Below are 15,620 nucleotides of genomic sequence, written 5' to 3'. Positions count from 1 at the left end.
TTATGCCGCCGCCTTGCCGGCGACGTCGAGTGCGACCTGCACAATACGGTCGCGTGAGATCGTGATTTCCGATTCGATGGCCGGTGAAAAGGGCACCGGCACGCGCGGCGCGCCAAGACGGCGCACCGCCCGGAGCGCGCCGGGTCCCAAGGTCTCCGTCACATGCGCGACGATTTCCGCGCCGAAGCCCGCCGCGCTGACCGCCTCATGGACGACGAGCAGCCGCCTTGTCCGCGCCACCGAATTGCACACCGCGAACCTGTCCCACGGCCAGATGGTGCGCAGGTCGATCAGGTCGGCCTCGACGCCCTTGGCCTGGAGTTCCTCCGCTGCCTCCCTGCAGCGCGGAACCATGGACGACCATGTGACGATGGTCAGGTGGTTGCCGTGCCGCAGATGGCTGGCCTCTCCGAACGGGATGGGCTCGATGGGATCGGCGACGGGCGCCTTGTCGGTGAAGAGCAGCTTCGGCTCGAACATGATGACCGGGTCGTCGCAGCGGATGGCGGAGACCAGCAGGCCCGCCTCGTCCTGCGGGGTGCTGGGCGTCGCCACGATCACGCCGGGCAGGTGGGCAAACCATGCCTCGAGCATCTGCGAATGCTGGGCTGCCGAATTGCGCCATATGCCGAACGGCATTCGCACCACCACGGCGGGCTTTGCCTGTCCGCCGAACATGTAGCGGATCTTGGCGATCTGGTTGACCAGTTCGTCCATGGCGCACATGGCGAAGTCGAAGATGCGCATTTCTATGATGGGCCGTGTGCCGACCAGCGCCGCGCCAAGCCCCGCGCCCATGATGGTCGATTCGGATATCGGGGTCGAGCAGATGCGGTCGGGGCCGAATTCGTCGAGGAAGCCGCCATACTGGCCGAACAGGCCGCCGCGCGCGACGTCTTCGCCGAGCACCCAGACCCGGTGGTCGCGGCGCATTTCCTGAAGCGCGGCAAGGCGCGCCGCCTCCACGAAGCTGACGGACGCCGCCTCCACAGCCCTTGCGTCCGCTTCTACCTGCGCCATGCTTCCGCTCCGATGTCCTGAACGTCGCTGAAGGCATCTTCGGGAAGCGGCCACGGGGCCGCCTGTGCGAAGCGCCTCGCTTCCTGCATCTCCTGCCGGGCCGCGCGTTCGATTCCGTCAAGGTCGCGCTCAGAGCAGCCCTCTTCGAGCAGCAGCGCTCGCAACCTGCCGATCGGCTCGGATTGCCGCGCGCTCTGCACTTCCTCCTGCGACCGCCACGCGGCGGCGTCGGTGGATGTGTGGCCCATCAGCCGGTAGGTCTGCGCGTGCAGGAAGCGCGGCTCGCCGGTCGCGCGGATGGCTTCGACCAGTTCCGCCACGGCCTCGTCCACGGCCACGACATCGTTGCCGTCGACCGAACGTCCCTCGACGCCCATGCTTTGCGCGCGCGCCACGATGCCGGGGCCTGCCGTCATGGTGGCGGTCTGCGTGAAGGCCGCGACGCCGTTGTCCTCGCAGACGAACAGCACCGGAAGCCGAAACAGCGCGGCCCAGTTGAACCCTTCGAGGAAGGGCCCGCGATTGACCGCCCCGTCGCCGAAGATGCAGACGACCAGCGCCTTTTCTCCGAGCAGCTTCAACCCCTGCGCGGCGCCGACCGCAATCGGTATTCCACCCGCCACGACGCCGTTCGCGCCGAGCATGCCGACGGAAAAATCGGCGATGTGCATCGAGCCGCCCTTGCCGCCGCAATAGCCGTCGGCGCGGCCATAAAGTTCGGCCAGCATGCGCTTGGGGTCCGCGCCCTTGGCGAGCACATGGCCGTGGCCGCGATGGTTCGAGGTCAGCCGGTCGGCGGTCTCCAGATTGATGCACAGGCCGGCGGAAACCGCTTCCTGGCCGATGGAGACATGCAGCGGTCCGGCGATCTCCTGCGCCCGATGCGCGTCGAGCGCCTCTTCCTCGAACGCGCGAATGCGCCACATCGTGCGGAACAGTTCGAGCCTGCGCGGCACAGTGTTCCTCAACGCAAATCCTCCTCCGAAATGTCCACGGGGAGCCGCGACACTATCATGGTCGCACCGATCCGCCGCCTCCTCGGGCATGCGATGGCCCGTGCGAATAAAGCCTTGCCAACCGTGCCGCCCCGTGTTTCATTTGTCAAGATGTTATCTCGCTAAGTGAGAATACGACTGCGAGTGGGAGGAATTATGACGACAGGCAATTCGGTTCGGACGATGACGGGAGGCGACGCGCTTGCCGAAATGTTGAAGCTCGGCGACGCCGGCCCGATCTTCGGCATGGGTGGCTTCCAGCTCCTTCCTTTCTACAATGCCTGCCGGGTGCTCGGGCTGCGCCACATCCTCATCAATGACGAGCGCTGCGGGGCCTTCGCCGCCGACGCCTATGCGAGGATCACCAACCGCCCCGGCCTGTGCGACGCGACGCTGGGCCCGGGCGCAACCAATCTGGTGACCGGCCTTGTCGAAAGCCTGAACGCGGGCATCCCGATGATCGCCATAACCGGCAATACGAATCGCGCGCATTCATGGAAGAACATGACGCAGGAGGCGCGGCAGGTGGAGATCCTGACCCCTGCCGCCAAGGAACTCATCCGGGTGGAGACCATCGAGCGCGTGCCCGAACTGGTGCGCAGGGCCTTTGCGGTCGCCACGGGCGGACGGCCCGGCCCGGTGGTGCTGGATGTGCCGGAGGATGTCGCGCATGCCGAGCATGATTTCGACGTGGCGGATTTCTGGCTGGATCCGGCCACGCTGTCCGCCCAGTCGCGCCGCACACGGGCAGAGGCCGCCGCCGTCGTGCAGGTGGCGAAGCTGCTGCGGGATGCGAAGCGGCCGATGCTTCTTGTGGGCGGCGGCATTCACATCTCGCAGGCCTGCGACGCGCTGTTGAAGCTGGCGGAGGAGCATGCGATCCCGGTTGCCCACACGATGTCGGGCAAGGGGGGCATCCCCTGCGTGCATCCCTTGTCGGCGGGCCTGTTCGGGCGCTATTCGCGCATCGCGAACGAATTGATCGACGGCTCCGACCTGCTGATCGTCGTCGGGTGCAAGCTGGGCGAGATCGCAACGAAGCGTTTCCAGCTTCCGGGTGGCCATGTGCCGGTGGTGCATGTCGATATCCTGCCGGAGGAACTGGGCCGGACCACGCGGGCAGATGTGCCGATCGCGGCGGATGCAAGGACATTCCTGGAAGACCTCGCCGACGAGCTTGGCAACGGCGCCGCCGGGCGCGCGCTGCGCAAGGATTATTGCGAAGAAGTGGCAAGCCGCATGGCCGCCTGGCTTCAGGGCGCTTCCGAAAAGCTGCATTCCACGGAAAAGCCGATCAATGTCGGCAGGCTGATGAACGAACTCAACGTGCTGCTGCCGGAGGACGCGGTGGTGGTTGCCGATGGCGGCTTTGCCGCGCACTGGAGCGGACTGCTGTTCGACACGAAACGGAGTGGCCGCCACTTCGTCGCCGACCGGGGCTTCGCCTCCATCGGCTACGGCGTTCCGGGCGGCATCGGCGCGCAGCTCGGCGTCGGTCCCCGTCGACGCGTGGTCAGCCTGACCGGCGACGGCGGCTTCAACATGACCATCGGGGAGCTGGAGACCGCACGGCGAACAGGCGCGAACTTCGTGACATGCGTGTTCAACAACGCCGCTTCCGGTTATGTGAAGGCGCTCCAGCACGCGGTCTACGGCCCGGGGAACTACGAGTCTTCGGACCTTGTCGAGATGGACTATGCGGGGATCGCCAATGCCATGGGCTGCCGCGGCATCCGCGTCGAGGACCCCGACAAGGTGGCCGACGCGCTTCGCGAGGGGCTGGAAAACATTTCGAGCCCGACCGTGATCGACCTTGTGGTGACGCGCGACCCGTCGAAGATGTTGCCCGGCGTCGACAACCGTACGCTCAAGGTGGAGAAGGGGGATCGCCCGGTCTGAGTTCTGGCCCTGAATCCGGGCTGTTCACTTTGCGGCGGACGCCGCCGCGCGCGATCTCGCCATTTTTGGACGACTATGAGATGTATGGGCTAGGGAATCGCATCTCACAGGATGGGACATCGTCGTGGAAGGCGTACAAAGTGTAAGGCGAGCCAGCGCGGTGCTCGACGTGGTGGCGAAGCACGGCGAGAAGGGCTGCCGCCTCTATGACGTGGTGAGGCAGACCGATCTCGGCCGGGCCACGGCCCATCGGTTTCTCAAGGCGCTTCAGGAAGTCAGCCTGATCGACTACGATCCGGAGCGCCAGACCTACTATCCGGGGTTCCGGCTCATCACGCTCGCAAACGCCGCCTCCAACCGCTTCGGCATCGCGCGGCGGCTTGCCCCCGCCATGCTGCGCGTCGCCGAAAAAACCGGCGACACGGTCTATCTCAGCATCCGCATGGGCGACGACGCGGTCTGCATCGCCCGCGAGGAAGGCACCTATCCGATCAAGACACTGAGCCTCCAGCCGGGCGACCGGCGACCGCTCGGCGTCGGGGCAGGCTCGCTGGCGCTGCTCGCCTTCCTGCCCGACGAGGATGTGGAAAGCATCCTTGCCGCCTCCGGCGACCGAATGGCGAAGTTCGGCTTTGACGCGGCCTCGATCCGCGAAATGGTCGCGCAGGCGCGGCGGCAGGGCTATGCGCTCAATCCTGGCAGGATCATCAAGGGCATGAGCGCCATCGGCGTTCCGGTCTTCAAGGTCGGCTCTACGACCGTCGCCGCGCTCAGCGTTGCCGCGATCACCGACCGCATGTCCGAGGGCAGGCTCGCCGAAATTGCCGCGATGCTGCATGAAGAGGCGCGCATGGCCCAGCTCGACCTCAAGTCGATCGCGGACACGCTGCCCACGCCCTGACATTTCCCTTCGACATGCGCCTGACCGGACCGGCAAGGCCGGGCGCATCGTCTTGACAGTACCCCTCATTGATTTCTAGTCTCATCAGATGGATTCATGTCTCGGAATATGAGACATGGGCTCGCGCGCCCGGAGGAGGATGGAAACATGCAGAAGCAAGCCGCGATGGCTTTGAGCACGGAAAGGGAGGGTTATCCCTGGCCGGACATAAGCCCGCTCTTTCCGGGCTTCACCGAGCGCACCATCGATGTCTGCGGCGGCGGCATCCGCACGCTCGTCGGAGGGCAGGGCGACCCGCTGCTGCTGCTCCACGGCCACCCCGAGACGCTGGTCCAGTGGCAAAGCATGGCTGGCGAACTCGCGCGCTCCTTCACCGTCGTCATGACGGACCTGCGCGGCTATGGCCGAAGCTGGAAGCCCGAGACGACCGCCGACCACGAACCCTACACCAAACGCGCGATGGCGCGGGAGCAGGTGCTTGTGATGCGCGAACTCGGCCATGAGCGCTTCGCTTTCATCGGGCATGATCGCGGTGCGCGCGTCGGCCATCGCATGGCGCTGGACTGGCCGGACGTGGTGCAGCGCATGACGCTGATCGACATCGTGCCGACGGCTTCCATGTACGGGAATGTGACCCGGGAACTCGCGACCGCGCTGTGCCACTGGTTCCTCGCGATCCAGCCCTATCCGTTTCCGGAGAAAATCATCGGAGGTGCGCGCGACACCTATCTCGACGCAATTCTCTTTGGCCTGAGCAAGGCGGCGCATCCCTATTCCGAAACGGCGCTCGCGGAATACCGCGCGGCCTACAACGATGCGTCGATCCACGCGATGTGCGAGGACTACCGGGCAGGCGCGACGACCGATCTCGAGCACGACGCTGCCGACGCCGATGCACGCATCCGCTGTCCGTTGCAGGTGCTATGGGGCAAGCACAGCCCGGCGGGCCGGTTCTTCGACCCGATGGCGGTGTGGCGGACCAAGGCGCTCGATGTCGTCGGAAGGCAAATGGACTGCGGCCATTTCATCCCGGAGGAACTGCCCGCCGAACTGCTGGCGGAAATCGTTCCGTTTCATTCCAACCCTTGACACAGGTAAGTTTCCCGCCGAGTGTATCCCACAAAGCGGTTTTATGTCTCACTAAGCGGAACGCCTTGGCGGCGCTTGCGAGCCAATTTCAGGAGATGCCCGGCGAAAAGGCCGGAACCGCGTGGGGGAGCCAACGCATATCGACCGGTGATTTGCCGTGGCGGCAGGCCGGTCCATCCAGGGAGGAAATCTTGATGCAACACCAACTTTATCGTCGCCTGCGAAACCTGGCCCTGACGCTCGTCACGGTCGCTGTCGTCGGCGCGTCGCCTGCGGCCATGGCCGCCGATCCCGAAACGGTGAGCGTCGGCATCGGAACGCGGTCGCTGGCCAGCCTGACGTTCCAGATGCTGGACACCGACCGCGAGATTCTCGCCAAGCACGATTTGAAGGCTGGCGAATTCGAGTTCCTGAACCAGAACAATTGCATCACCGCGCTGATCGGCGGCCAGATAGACGTGTGCCAGCACGCCACCACCAACGGCATCGACGCGGTGGTCAACGGCGCCGACTTGAGGGTAATCGCGGCGACCACGGCCCCCATCACCGAACTGATCCTGTCCTCGAAGGTGGCCGAACGGCTCGGGGTGACGGAGAACGACCCCATCGACGTCAAGCTCAAGGCGCTCAAGGGCCTGCGCATTTCGGCGCTCGGGCTGCATGAGGCGACGCTTGACCTGATGCTTCGCTCGGTCGGCATGTCGGTGGCCGACGATGTCGAGGCCATGAAGCTCTCGGACCCGCTCGCCATGATGGAAGGCATCCGCAACGGGCAGATCGACGCGGCGCTGTGGTCCGTCGGCTCGCTGAACGATCTGGTCGCGGACAAGTCCGGCATCAGGCTCATCAGCATTCCGCGTGGCGATTTCCCGGCGGCCGTCGGCATCCCGCTCATGGCGGTCTTCGTGCGCGGCGACTGGTATGAGGCCAACAAGGAAAAGGCGCAGGAGATTCACGATTCGGTGGTCGACGCCGTGGCGCGGCTCAAGACCGATCCCGCCGCCGCGACTGCGGTGAAGCAGAAATGGCACGAATCCGTCAGCGACCGGATCTGGAGCGAGAGTGTTCCCGAGGCCATCAAGGTTCTCTATGATGACGGAGCGGTGAGTGCGCAGGATTGGGCGACGCTTCTCGACATGAACAGCAGGATGACCAAAGCTGACCCTCAACCGGCAGCCTACGACAAGATGGTCGCCGAGATGGCCCGCCGCCAGTAGCGGGCCGTCGCCGAAGAAAGCCGCCATGCTTCTAGAGATTGAGAATTCCTGGTTCGGCTACAATGAGGAGGAGCCGATCCTCGCCGATTTCAGCCTCGGCGTGGATCGTGGCGAGTTCGTCGCGCTGCTCGGCCCGAGCGGTTGCGGAAAATCGACATTGCTGAACCTCGCGGCGGGGCTGCTGGTGCCGCTGGCCGGCGAGGTGAAGTTCGAGGGCAAGCCGCTTCGGGGCATCAATCGCAGGGTCGGCTACATGACGCAGGGCGACACGCTGCTGCCCTGGCAGACGGTGGAGCGCAATGTCGGCCTGCCGCTGGAACTGGCCGGGATGCCGCTTGCCCGGCGTCAGGAAAAAATCGCCGAGATGCTGGAACTGGTCGGCTTGAAGGACGCGGGCAGGAAATATCCGTCCGAACTGTCGGGCGGAATGCGGCGCAGGACGCTGCTTGCCCGCAGCCTGATCTACGACCCGCCGATGTTGCTTATGGACGAGCCGTTCGGCGCGCTCGACGCCCAATTGCGCGAGCTGATGCATGCCGAACTGCTCAACACGGTGGAGAGGGTGGGCAGCAGCGTGCTGTTCGTTACGCACGACATTGCCGAAAGCGTGATCCTCGCAGACCGCATCATCATCCTCGGCAACCGCCCGCTGGTGATACTGGACGAGGTGAAGCCCGGATTCGGCAAGAAGAAAGACCTGGCCAAGGTGCGCAATTCTCCCGAATATGCGAAATGTGAGCAGCACCTGCGCCGCGTGATGTCGACCATCGTGCATCGCTAAGGGGAGCGAGGAGGAGGAGCCATGAGGAGCACAGCCACGGCAGGCAGCGCCGCCGCCGCGCCATATTCGGTGTCGGAAGCCGGCAAGAAAGCCCTGCTGCACGCGCCGAAGCGCGTGAGCGCGAAGCGGCGGCGGCTTGAAAACCTCGCCCTTCAGGTGATCCTGCTGATCGTCATATTGTGCCTTTGGGAATATGCGGCGGATCGCTGGATTCCCGCGCTCTACATCAGCAAGCCGTCGAGGATCGGGCAGACCATGTGGCAATGGCTGAACGACGGCACCTACCTGAAGAATACATGGGTGACGCTTGAGGCGACGGTCTACGGCTTTGCGGTGGGCGCAATCGGCGGCATCGCGTTCGGATATCTGACGGGTACGTGGGTGAGGCTGGGCGAGGTGCTCGATCCTCTCGTGACGGCGCTCTACACACTGCCGCGACTGGCGCTCGCCCCGCTCTTCCTGCTCTGGTTCGGGCTTGGAATGGAGTTCCGCGTCGCCTTCGCGGCGACGATCGTTTTCTTCCTCGTGCACTACAACACGCTCTACGGCATCCGCGAGGTGAACGCGGAGCTGATCGCCGCCGTCAAGATCATGGGCGCATCGCGCTATCAGCTTGCGACGCGCGTCATCATCCCGTCCGCACTGACCTGGGTGGCGGCGGGATTGAAGATTTCGGTGCCTTATGCGCTGGTCGGCGTGGTCGTGGCCGAGATGCTGGCCTCCAATGAGGGCCTTGGCTACCTGCTGGCGCGCAATGCCGACCAGTTCGCCGCGCACGGAACGTTCGCTGCGATTGTCGGCGTGCTCATGATCGCGTTCCTGATCGACTCGCTGGTCAGCCTCGTGACGCGCCGCGCGCTCAGGTGGAAGAAGGCCGGTCTTTCCACGGTTTAGGGCGTTTCGTCCGGCGCGCTCTGGTGCGCGCCATGCGGGGCGGTATAAGTGGCGATGACCACGCCGCGCCCCGTTCCTCCCCCGATGACCGGCCTCAGCAGGGCGGAAGCCCGCGAGAGGCTTGAGGCCGAAGGCTACAACGAACTGCCCCGCGCCGCCCGGCGCACCACCTTGCGGATCATGCTGGAGGTGCTGCGCGAGCCGATGCTGGCGCTGCTTCTGGCGGGCGGCCTGATCTACCTGCTGCTCGGCGACCTTCAGGAGGCCTTGATCCTGCTGATATTCGCGGGCATGTCGGTGGTAATCACCGTTGTGCAGGAAAGCCGCACCGAGCGCGTGCTGGAGGCGCTGCGCGACCTCACCAGCCCGCGCGCGCTGGTTATCCGCGACGGCGAGCGGCAGCGCATCGCGGGCCGCGAGGTGGTGCGTGGCGACCTCGTGGTGCTGGGCGAGGGCGACAGGGTGCCCGCCGACGCGCGCCTTCTCGAAAGCCACGATTTCCAGGCCGACGAATCGCTCCTGACCGGCGAATCGATGCCGGTGCGCAAGGTCGCGGAGCCGAATGAAACGCAGGCGCAGCCGCGTCCGGGCGGCGACGGGCTGCCCTATGTCTATTCCGGCTCACTGGTGGTCAGCGGCGCGGGCATCGCCATGGTTACCGCGACGGGGGCGCTGAGCGAGATCGGCAGGATCGGCCAGTCGCTCCACGAGCTTGAAGCCGAGCCGCCGCGATTGCAGGCCCAGACCCGGCGCCTTGTGCGGCTTTCCGCCGTCGGCGGCGGCATTGTGAGCCTCCTGGCGGTAATCCTCTATGTGACGTTGCGGGGCGGCTGGCTGGACGCGGTGCTGGCCGGTATCACCATCGGCATGGCCATGCTGCCGGAGGAGTTTCCGGTCGTGCTCGCCGTGTTCATGGCGATGGGCGCATGGCGGATTTCGCGCGCAAAGGTACTGACTCGGCGCGCCGCCGCAATCGAGGCGCTGGGTTCGGCGACCGTGCTGTGCACCGACAAGACCGGCACGCTGACAGAAAACCGCATGACCATTGCCGAACTGCGCACGCCGGGGGAGGGCGCGCTGCGGCTCGGCGACACGCCCGCCGCGAGCCTTGAGGGCAGCTTCCGCGACCTTGCCGCCGCAGGGCTCATGGCCAGCGAGCGCGACCCTTTCGACCCGATGGAACGAGCCTTCCACGAGCTGGCGCGCGAGCGGCTGGCGGCTGGCGGCGCGGTCCCGGCGCAGGATTGGAAGCTGGTGCGGGCCTATGGGCTGCGGCCCGACCTGCTCGCCGTCACGCAGGCGTGGCGGCCGGGCGGAGAGGGGGATGCGGTCGTGGTCGCGACCAAGGGCGCGCCCGAGACCATTGCGAAGCTGTGCCGTCTCGACGCGCGGGCGAGTGCCGCCATGACGCAATCCGTGGAAGAGATGGCGGCTGCGGGCCTGCGGGTGCTTGGCGTGGCGAAGGCGTCCCACGCACAGGGTGAGTTGCCCGGCTCGCCCCGCGATTTCCGCTTCGATTTCCTGGGGCTCGTGGGCCTTGCCGATCCGCTGAGGCCAAGCGTGCCCGCCGCCGTGCGGGAATGCCGCTCGGCGGGCATCCGCGTGGTGATGATTACGGGCGACTATCCGGCGACGGCGGCGGCAATCGCCCGGCAGGCAGGGCTGGAGTCCGGCGAGGCGCTTTCGGGCCGCGAGATCGAAGCGCTTGACGATGCGGCGTTCGCGCGCCGCGTGGCGGATGCGGATATTTTCGCCCGGATCATGCCCGAACAGAAGCTGCGCATTGTCCAGACGCTCAAGGCCGGCGGGGAGATCGTCGCCATGACCGGCGACGGGGTCAACGATGCGCCCTCGCTCAAGGCCGCGCATATCGGCGTGGCGATGGGGGGCCGCGGCACCGACGTGGCGCGCGAAGCCTCTTCCATCGTGCTGCTGGACGACGATTTCGGTTCCATCGTCAAGGCGATCAGGCTTGGGCGGCGCATCTACGACAATCTGCGCAAGGCGATGGGTTTCATCTTCGCCGTGCATGTGCCGGTCGCCGGTCTGGCGCTGCTGCCGCTGGCCTTCGGCCTGCCTATCATTTTCAGCCCCGTGCACATCGCGTTTCTGGAGATGATTATCGACCCCGTCTGCTCGCTGGTCTTCGAGGCGGAGACGGAGGAGAAGGACGTGATGGACCGCCCTCCGCGCCCGCCGGACGAGCCGCTGTTCTCATGGTCGCTGATCGCGTGGAGCGTGCTGCAGGGCGGGCTGGTCTTTGCGCTGGTTGCGGCGATCTACCTGATGGCGCTCCGCAACGGCCTGTCGGCGGACGAGGTCCGGGCGCTTTCTTTCCTGTCGCTGGTGCTGGCCATCGTGAGCCTTATCCTCGTCAACCGCTCCTTCAGCTCCTCGCCTGTCACCGCCTTGCGCCGCCCCAACCCGGCGCTGCGGTGGATCCTGCTCGCCGTGGGCGCAATCATGGCGGCCAGCCTGCTGGTGCCTTCGCTGAGGGAATTGTTCCGCTTCGGATCGTTGCATCGCGACGACCTCGCGCTGGCGCTGGGCGCAGGCGTGATGGTGTTCGTCCTGCTTGAACTGGCCAAGCCGCTGTGGCGCAGGAGCCTGCGTTACTGAGCGCCGCGTCGATGCGGTAGGTCAGGCGTGCAGCGCCCAGCTTTTCAGCGGCCGCAACTGCGGCGTCTTCTTGTGCATATGTTCGCCCATCCGCCCGAAAAGGCGGTCAAGCTCGGCGATGCCCTCGAACAGGTATGGACCCTTGTTGAGCATGACGCATTCGGCGCGAACCGCCATCGCCGCGTCCGTCATCTCGCCGCGCGAGGGCACGCCCTTCTTCATATAGCTTTCGAGCACCTGCGTCGCCCAGATGACGGGAACCTGCGCGGCCTCCGCCAGCCACAGGATTTCCTCCTGCATCTCGGCAAGACGCGCAAAGCCAATCTCCACCGCGAGGTCGCCGCGCGCGATCATGATCGCGGTGGGCTGCCGCCCAGCCGACCGCACCAGCATGTCGGGCAGGTTCTTCACCGCGCGGTCGGTCTCGATCTTGAGGACCAGCCCGAGGCTGCGCCAGTCGTCCGGCCTTTCGTGCGAAAGCGCCTCCTGGAGAAGCACCACATCCTCGGCATCCTGCACGAAGGAGAACTCGATGCCGTCGGCATGGCGGGCGACGAAGCCGAGCGCCGCGAGATCGTCGTCGGTCAGGGCTGGCACGGTGAAATCCGTATCGGGGAAGTTGATCCCCTTTTCCGTCTTGAGCTTGTAGCCCTTTTCCTCGGGCCCGGCGACGATGCTCGCCACGACGCCCCAGGGCTCGCGCCGCACGACATGGGTGTCGAGCCTGCCGTCATCGATGAAGATGCGGTGCCCGATGTCGGCTGCGTTCAGCGCCTCCGACAGCGTGCATTCGATTGCCGGCAAGGACTCGTCCGGGTCGTCGAGCCGCCCGGGCAGGGTAATGGCAAGCTCGCCGCCGACCGCGACGCGCTTCAGTCCCTTGACCTTGCGGACATTGCCGGTGCGGATTTTCGGACCGGCGAGGTCCATCAGCACCTTCATGCGCCGCCCGGATTGTTCGGCCGCGGTCTCGACATTGGCGATCATCCGCGCCCATGCCTCTTCGCCGTCATGCGCACAATTGATCCTGACCGCCTCCACGCCCAGCTCGGCCAGCCGCAGCAGGAAGCCGACATCGTCGGCGGCCTCTGAAGGGAGCGTGACCATCAGATTGACGGGGCTGTGATGGCTGCGTTCGCCGAACAGCTCGCGGGTGCGCGCGGCGATGCGCTCCTCCCCGGCGAAGAAGGCGGGGTCGGCCTTGAGGGTGGGCTGCTCCGCTCCGTTCAGGGCACGCAGCACATGGCGGACGGCATCGAGCGTCGGCAGGACGCGACCTTCCGCGCGCCCGAGCGAGGAGAGGCCGACCGCCATCAGCCGCCGCTGGAGCGGCCTGATGTCGTGCGCGCGAAAGGCAAGGTAATGCGCGAAGTTCTCCGCGCTCTCAGCGAAATCCTTGCGGTCGATCCAGCCGCTCCACCGCTTGGTCAACTGGCGGGCGTCGGCGACCACAGCCGTGCGCAGCGCCTCCACATCCTCAAGCAGTTTGGAAAGGTCCAGATCGTCCATGCCGCCCTCGTTTTTTGGTGACCCTAGGAAACTCAGATGACAGATCGATGAAGGGGCCGGACCCCAGCGCCAGAAGCCCGCTAGCGCCAGAAAGGCTTTGTATCGGCAAAGGCGTCCTGGGCCTCCGCTGCCGCCTCGACCAGAAGGGCCTTGTTTCCCGCAGCCGCAAGCCTTTCCGCGCCGGGTTCACTGTCCAGTCCCGCGCGGGACAGCACGGCGGCGACGGAAGCCATGTCGTTCAGCGTGCCGAGCCTGTCCTGCAACTGCTCCAGCTCGGCGATCAGGCGCGCATATCGCCGCCGCTGGCGCTTTTCGGTGAACAGCGGCGCGAAAAATTCGGCGGCATAGCGCAGCTTCTTGGCGTCCTTGCGCACCTCGTGGCGGGCCTCATCCCCAAGCCGGGCAAGGTCGCGCCCGCCCTTCCTGACCTTGCTGCGGAAGCGGTCGAGCGCGGCGCCGGCGAAATCGCGCGCGTCCCCGCTCTCCGAAAGGGGGCCGGTGGCCAGCCATTCCGAAAGGTCGAGCATCAGCGCACGGGCTCGCGGCGAGTCCAGCGCGGCCTCGGCCTCGTCATATGCCGCGTTGCGGGCGCGCTCCAGCGCAGCGCGCATGCCGTCCGCCCCGGCGCGGGCGACAAGTACGTCCAGGTCCCGTGCCGCGCCGAGTTCGTTGGCCAGCCATCGCAGTTCCTCGTTCAGGCGTGAGGACCCGGCATCCCCGATGATCGGCCTGTGGATCGCGAAGGCCGAGCGCAGGCGTCGCAGCGCCACGCGGGCCTGATGCAGCGCTTCCGCGTTGAAGCGGTCGACCAGCGCCTCATTCAGCCGGAAGTGGCGCGTGCAGGCGCCTGCGATGAGCCGGAAGGCCGCGACGGCGCTCATATCCGGCGTCACCGCGACCGGCTCGGACTTGACGGAGCGCTGTAGCGGGCCGATCAGCCGGTATCCGCGCTCGGCCTTGCTCACCACGCCGATCCGCATAGGGACGACTTCCCCGATGTGGCGCGCCAGCGCATACAGCGCCTCGGGCGGTCCCGCCTTCAACTCCATCTCGATCTCGCAGATCGGTGCATGGCGGTCGGCGGCCACGACCTCGCCACGGTCGAGCACAAGTTCCAGCGTGGCCTCGTTCGTTTCCACCAGCCAGCTTCGCCGCTCGACGTGAACCTCGAAGGCGGGCCTGACCCGGTCGACCACATCGCCCAGCAACGCCTTGACCGGCGTGGTTTCTTCCAGCACCGGCACGTCGCCGTCGACGGGCTGCTCCCATTCGGGCCGCACGAACAGGCCCGCCGGAGGCCCGCTCGCCGCCTTGATCGTCTGGATACGGCGGTCGCCCGCCCGGCGTATCCGCAGCGAGAAGCCGCCGCGCCTGAGATCCTGCGCGCTCGTGTCGAAATAGATCGATTGCAGTCCGACCTTTGCGGGTTCGCCTGAAAGCAGGTCGAAGCCAAGCAGCGTATCGGCTGCCTCCGGCGTCAGTTCGAGCTTCAGTTCGATTTCCTGCGCCAATGCCGACCTCCCGCCGCTTCGCGTGCTCGTCCTATGTCCATAGCATCGAATTGTTGCAGAAAATCCGCGCCCGAATTGCCAAGGTTCGTAGCTTTGGTCAGTTCTTGGCCAGTGACGTCGATCCGCGGGCGGTAAAGGTGGTGGGCAGCACGACGTGGCGCGGTTCGGCATCCACCCGGTCCAGCATGCGGTCGAGCAGGAGGCTCGCCGCGATGCTGCCCATCTCGCCATGGTCCCAGCCTTCGATGCTGATGGCCGGGACGTGGAACTCGGCCAGTTCGGACTGTCCGGCCCCAATGATGGAAATATCGTCGGGTATGGACAGGTTGCGCGCCCTGACCGCTCGGATAACCCCTGAGAGCATCTCGATGCCGCCCGCGATGATCGCGGTCGGTGGGGTGCGGCTGCCGAGGATCATCGAACTCGTCCTGAAGCCGTCTGCCGAGAGGAAGCTGCCGGTGTGGATCATCTTTTCATCGACCTTGAGGCCGCGCTTCTCGAACGCTGCCCTGTAGCCGCGAATGCGCTCGCGCGCGGGCAGGATCTGCGGCTGGCCGGTCAACAGCGCGATCCGCTCATGGCCGAGGTCGAGCAGGTGCTCCGTCGCCGCCTGCAGGCCCTTTGCGTGGTCGGCGACGACCGCATCGGCCCAGAACGGCTTGTCCCGGTCGACTACGACGATGGGGATGCCGAGGTTCTTGAGCATGTCGTCGAACTGCTGGTCGACCGACGAATAGGCCCCGAGCATGATGCCGTCGATCTGGCGGCTGTGCATGCGCTTGATGAGCTGGATTTCTGTTTCGGGCCGTCCGTCGGAATTGCTGAGCAGCAGCGAATATCCCGCCTTTTCCAGCACGCGCTGCGAGGAACGTGCAAATTCCGCCATGGCCGGGATGACGATTTCACGAACGATGCACCCGACCGTGAGCGTGGTCCGGCGACGCATGCTTTGCGCAGCGGCGTTTGGCTCGAAATCGAGCTGCCGGATGGTGTCCAGTACCTTGGCGCGAAGTTCCTCGCCCACGGTATTGCTGCCGTTCAGCACACGCGAGACTGTCCCGATGGACACTCCGGCTGTTCGCGCCACGTCCCGGATTGTCGGTTTTTCCTGCGGCATATGGGTCGGACCGAAGAATGATCGAAACTGGCTACGACTGTCTGCGCAATCAGACCCGGATGCCGTTC

General features: G+C 66.0%; 12 protein-coding genes. 7 read left to right on the top strand and 5 right to left on the bottom strand.

All coding sequences use genetic code 11. The features are described from left to right. Together M9924_19925 and M9924_19920 are read right to left on the bottom strand one after the other, a co-directional pair. The gene (locus M9924_19925) at positions 1-1,020 is read right to left on the bottom strand and encodes an alpha-ketoacid dehydrogenase subunit beta (protein MCO5066656.1); all 1,020 of its coding nucleotides are present in this window, start codon (positions 1,018-1,020) and stop codon (positions 1-3) included. Then, positions 1,008-1,988 carry a thiamine pyrophosphate-dependent dehydrogenase E1 component subunit alpha gene (locus M9924_19920; GenBank protein ID MCO5066655.1) on the bottom strand — a complete coding sequence of 327 codons (981 nt, stop codon included), beginning with the start codon at positions 1,986-1,988 and terminating at the stop codon, positions 1,008-1,010. Before M9924_19920 ends, M9924_19925 begins: the two co-directional genes overlap by 13 nt. A 183-nt stretch (positions 1,989-2,171) precedes the next feature. On the opposite strand from M9924_19920, the gene M9924_19915 reads away from it, so the two are divergent. The 7 genes from M9924_19915 (at position 2,172) to M9924_19885 (ending at position 11,415) form a co-directional block, all read left to right on the top strand. Next, complete coding sequence (locus M9924_19915; GenBank protein MCO5066654.1) at positions 2,172-3,914, top strand: thiamine pyrophosphate-binding protein; 1,743 nt, start codon at positions 2,172-2,174, stop codon at positions 3,912-3,914. A gap of 124 nt (positions 3,915-4,038) precedes the next feature. Next, entirely contained in the window at positions 4,039-4,815 is a 777-nt protein-coding gene (locus M9924_19910) for an IclR family transcriptional regulator (GenBank protein MCO5066653.1), read from the top strand. A 147-nt stretch (positions 4,816-4,962) separates the two neighbouring features. Next, the gene (locus M9924_19905) at positions 4,963-5,904 is read left to right on the top strand and encodes an alpha/beta hydrolase (GenBank protein ID MCO5066652.1); all 942 of its coding nucleotides are present in this window, start codon (positions 4,963-4,965) and stop codon (positions 5,902-5,904) included. Between the two features lie 194 nt (positions 5,905-6,098). After that, a complete protein-coding gene (locus tag M9924_19900; GenBank protein ID MCO5066651.1) occupies positions 6,099-7,121 on the top strand; it encodes an ABC transporter substrate-binding protein in 1,023 nt (340 codons plus the stop codon). 25 nt (positions 7,122-7,146) lie between these two features. Next, entirely contained in the window at positions 7,147-7,902 is a 756-nt protein-coding gene (locus M9924_19895; GenBank protein MCO5066650.1) for an ABC transporter ATP-binding protein, read from the top strand. 21 nt (positions 7,903-7,923) lie between these two features. Next, positions 7,924-8,796, top strand: coding sequence for an ABC transporter permease (locus tag M9924_19890; protein ID MCO5066649.1), 873 nt, complete (start codon positions 7,924-7,926; stop codon positions 8,794-8,796). Between the two features lie 54 nt (positions 8,797-8,850). Next, positions 8,851-11,415 carry a cation-translocating P-type ATPase gene (locus M9924_19885; protein MCO5066648.1) on the top strand — a complete coding sequence of 855 codons (2,565 nt, stop codon included), beginning with the start codon at positions 8,851-8,853 and terminating at the stop codon, positions 11,413-11,415. A gap of 21 nt (positions 11,416-11,436) precedes the next feature. Here M9924_19885 and M9924_19880 read toward each other — a convergent pair whose 3' ends face one another. From M9924_19880 to M9924_19870, 3 genes are all read right to left on the bottom strand, one after another. Beyond that, complete coding sequence (locus tag M9924_19880; protein ID MCO5066647.1) at positions 11,437-12,924, bottom strand: pyruvate kinase; 1,488 nt, start codon at positions 12,922-12,924, stop codon at positions 11,437-11,439. A gap of 80 nt (positions 12,925-13,004) precedes the next feature. After that, positions 13,005-14,435 carry a CHAD domain-containing protein gene (locus tag M9924_19875; protein ID MCO5066646.1) on the bottom strand — a complete coding sequence of 477 codons (1,431 nt, stop codon included), beginning with the start codon at positions 14,433-14,435 and terminating at the stop codon, positions 13,005-13,007. A gap of 97 nt (positions 14,436-14,532) precedes the next feature. Next, complete coding sequence (locus M9924_19870; protein MCO5066645.1) at positions 14,533-15,504, bottom strand: LacI family DNA-binding transcriptional regulator; 972 nt, start codon at positions 15,502-15,504, stop codon at positions 14,533-14,535. Positions 15,505-15,620 lie beyond the last annotated feature (116 nt).

The organism is Rhizobiaceae bacterium, from assembly GCA_023953835.1.
Classification (GTDB): Bacteria; Pseudomonadota; Alphaproteobacteria; order Rhizobiales; family Rhizobiaceae; genus Mesorhizobium_G.
The sequence above is the reverse complement of the archived record's forward strand: the minus strand, read 5'-3'. Positions and strand labels throughout refer to the sequence as shown.

Excerpts from the sequence above, each read along its gene's own strand:
- M9924_19925 (MCO5066656.1), bottom strand. The coding sequence starts at position 1,020 with ATGGCGCAGGTAGAAGCGGACGCAAGGGCTGTGGAGGCGGCGTCCGTC.
- M9924_19915 (MCO5066654.1), top strand. The coding sequence starts at position 2,172 with ATGACGACAGGCAATTCGGTTCGGACGATGACGGGAGGCGACGCGCTT.
- M9924_19905 (MCO5066652.1), top strand. The coding sequence starts at position 4,963 with ATGCAGAAGCAAGCCGCGATGGCTTTGAGCACGGAAAGGGAGGGTTAT.
- M9924_19900 (MCO5066651.1), top strand. The coding sequence starts at position 6,099 with ATGCAACACCAACTTTATCGTCGCCTGCGAAACCTGGCCCTGACGCTC.
- M9924_19895 (MCO5066650.1), top strand. The coding sequence starts at position 7,147 with ATGCTTCTAGAGATTGAGAATTCCTGGTTCGGCTACAATGAGGAGGAG.
- M9924_19890 (MCO5066649.1), top strand. The coding sequence starts at position 7,924 with ATGAGGAGCACAGCCACGGCAGGCAGCGCCGCCGCCGCGCCATATTCG.
- M9924_19885 (MCO5066648.1), top strand. The coding sequence starts at position 8,851 with ATGACCACGCCGCGCCCCGTTCCTCCCCCGATGACCGGCCTCAGCAGG.
- M9924_19880 (MCO5066647.1), bottom strand. The coding sequence starts at position 12,924 with ATGGACGATCTGGACCTTTCCAAACTGCTTGAGGATGTGGAGGCGCTG.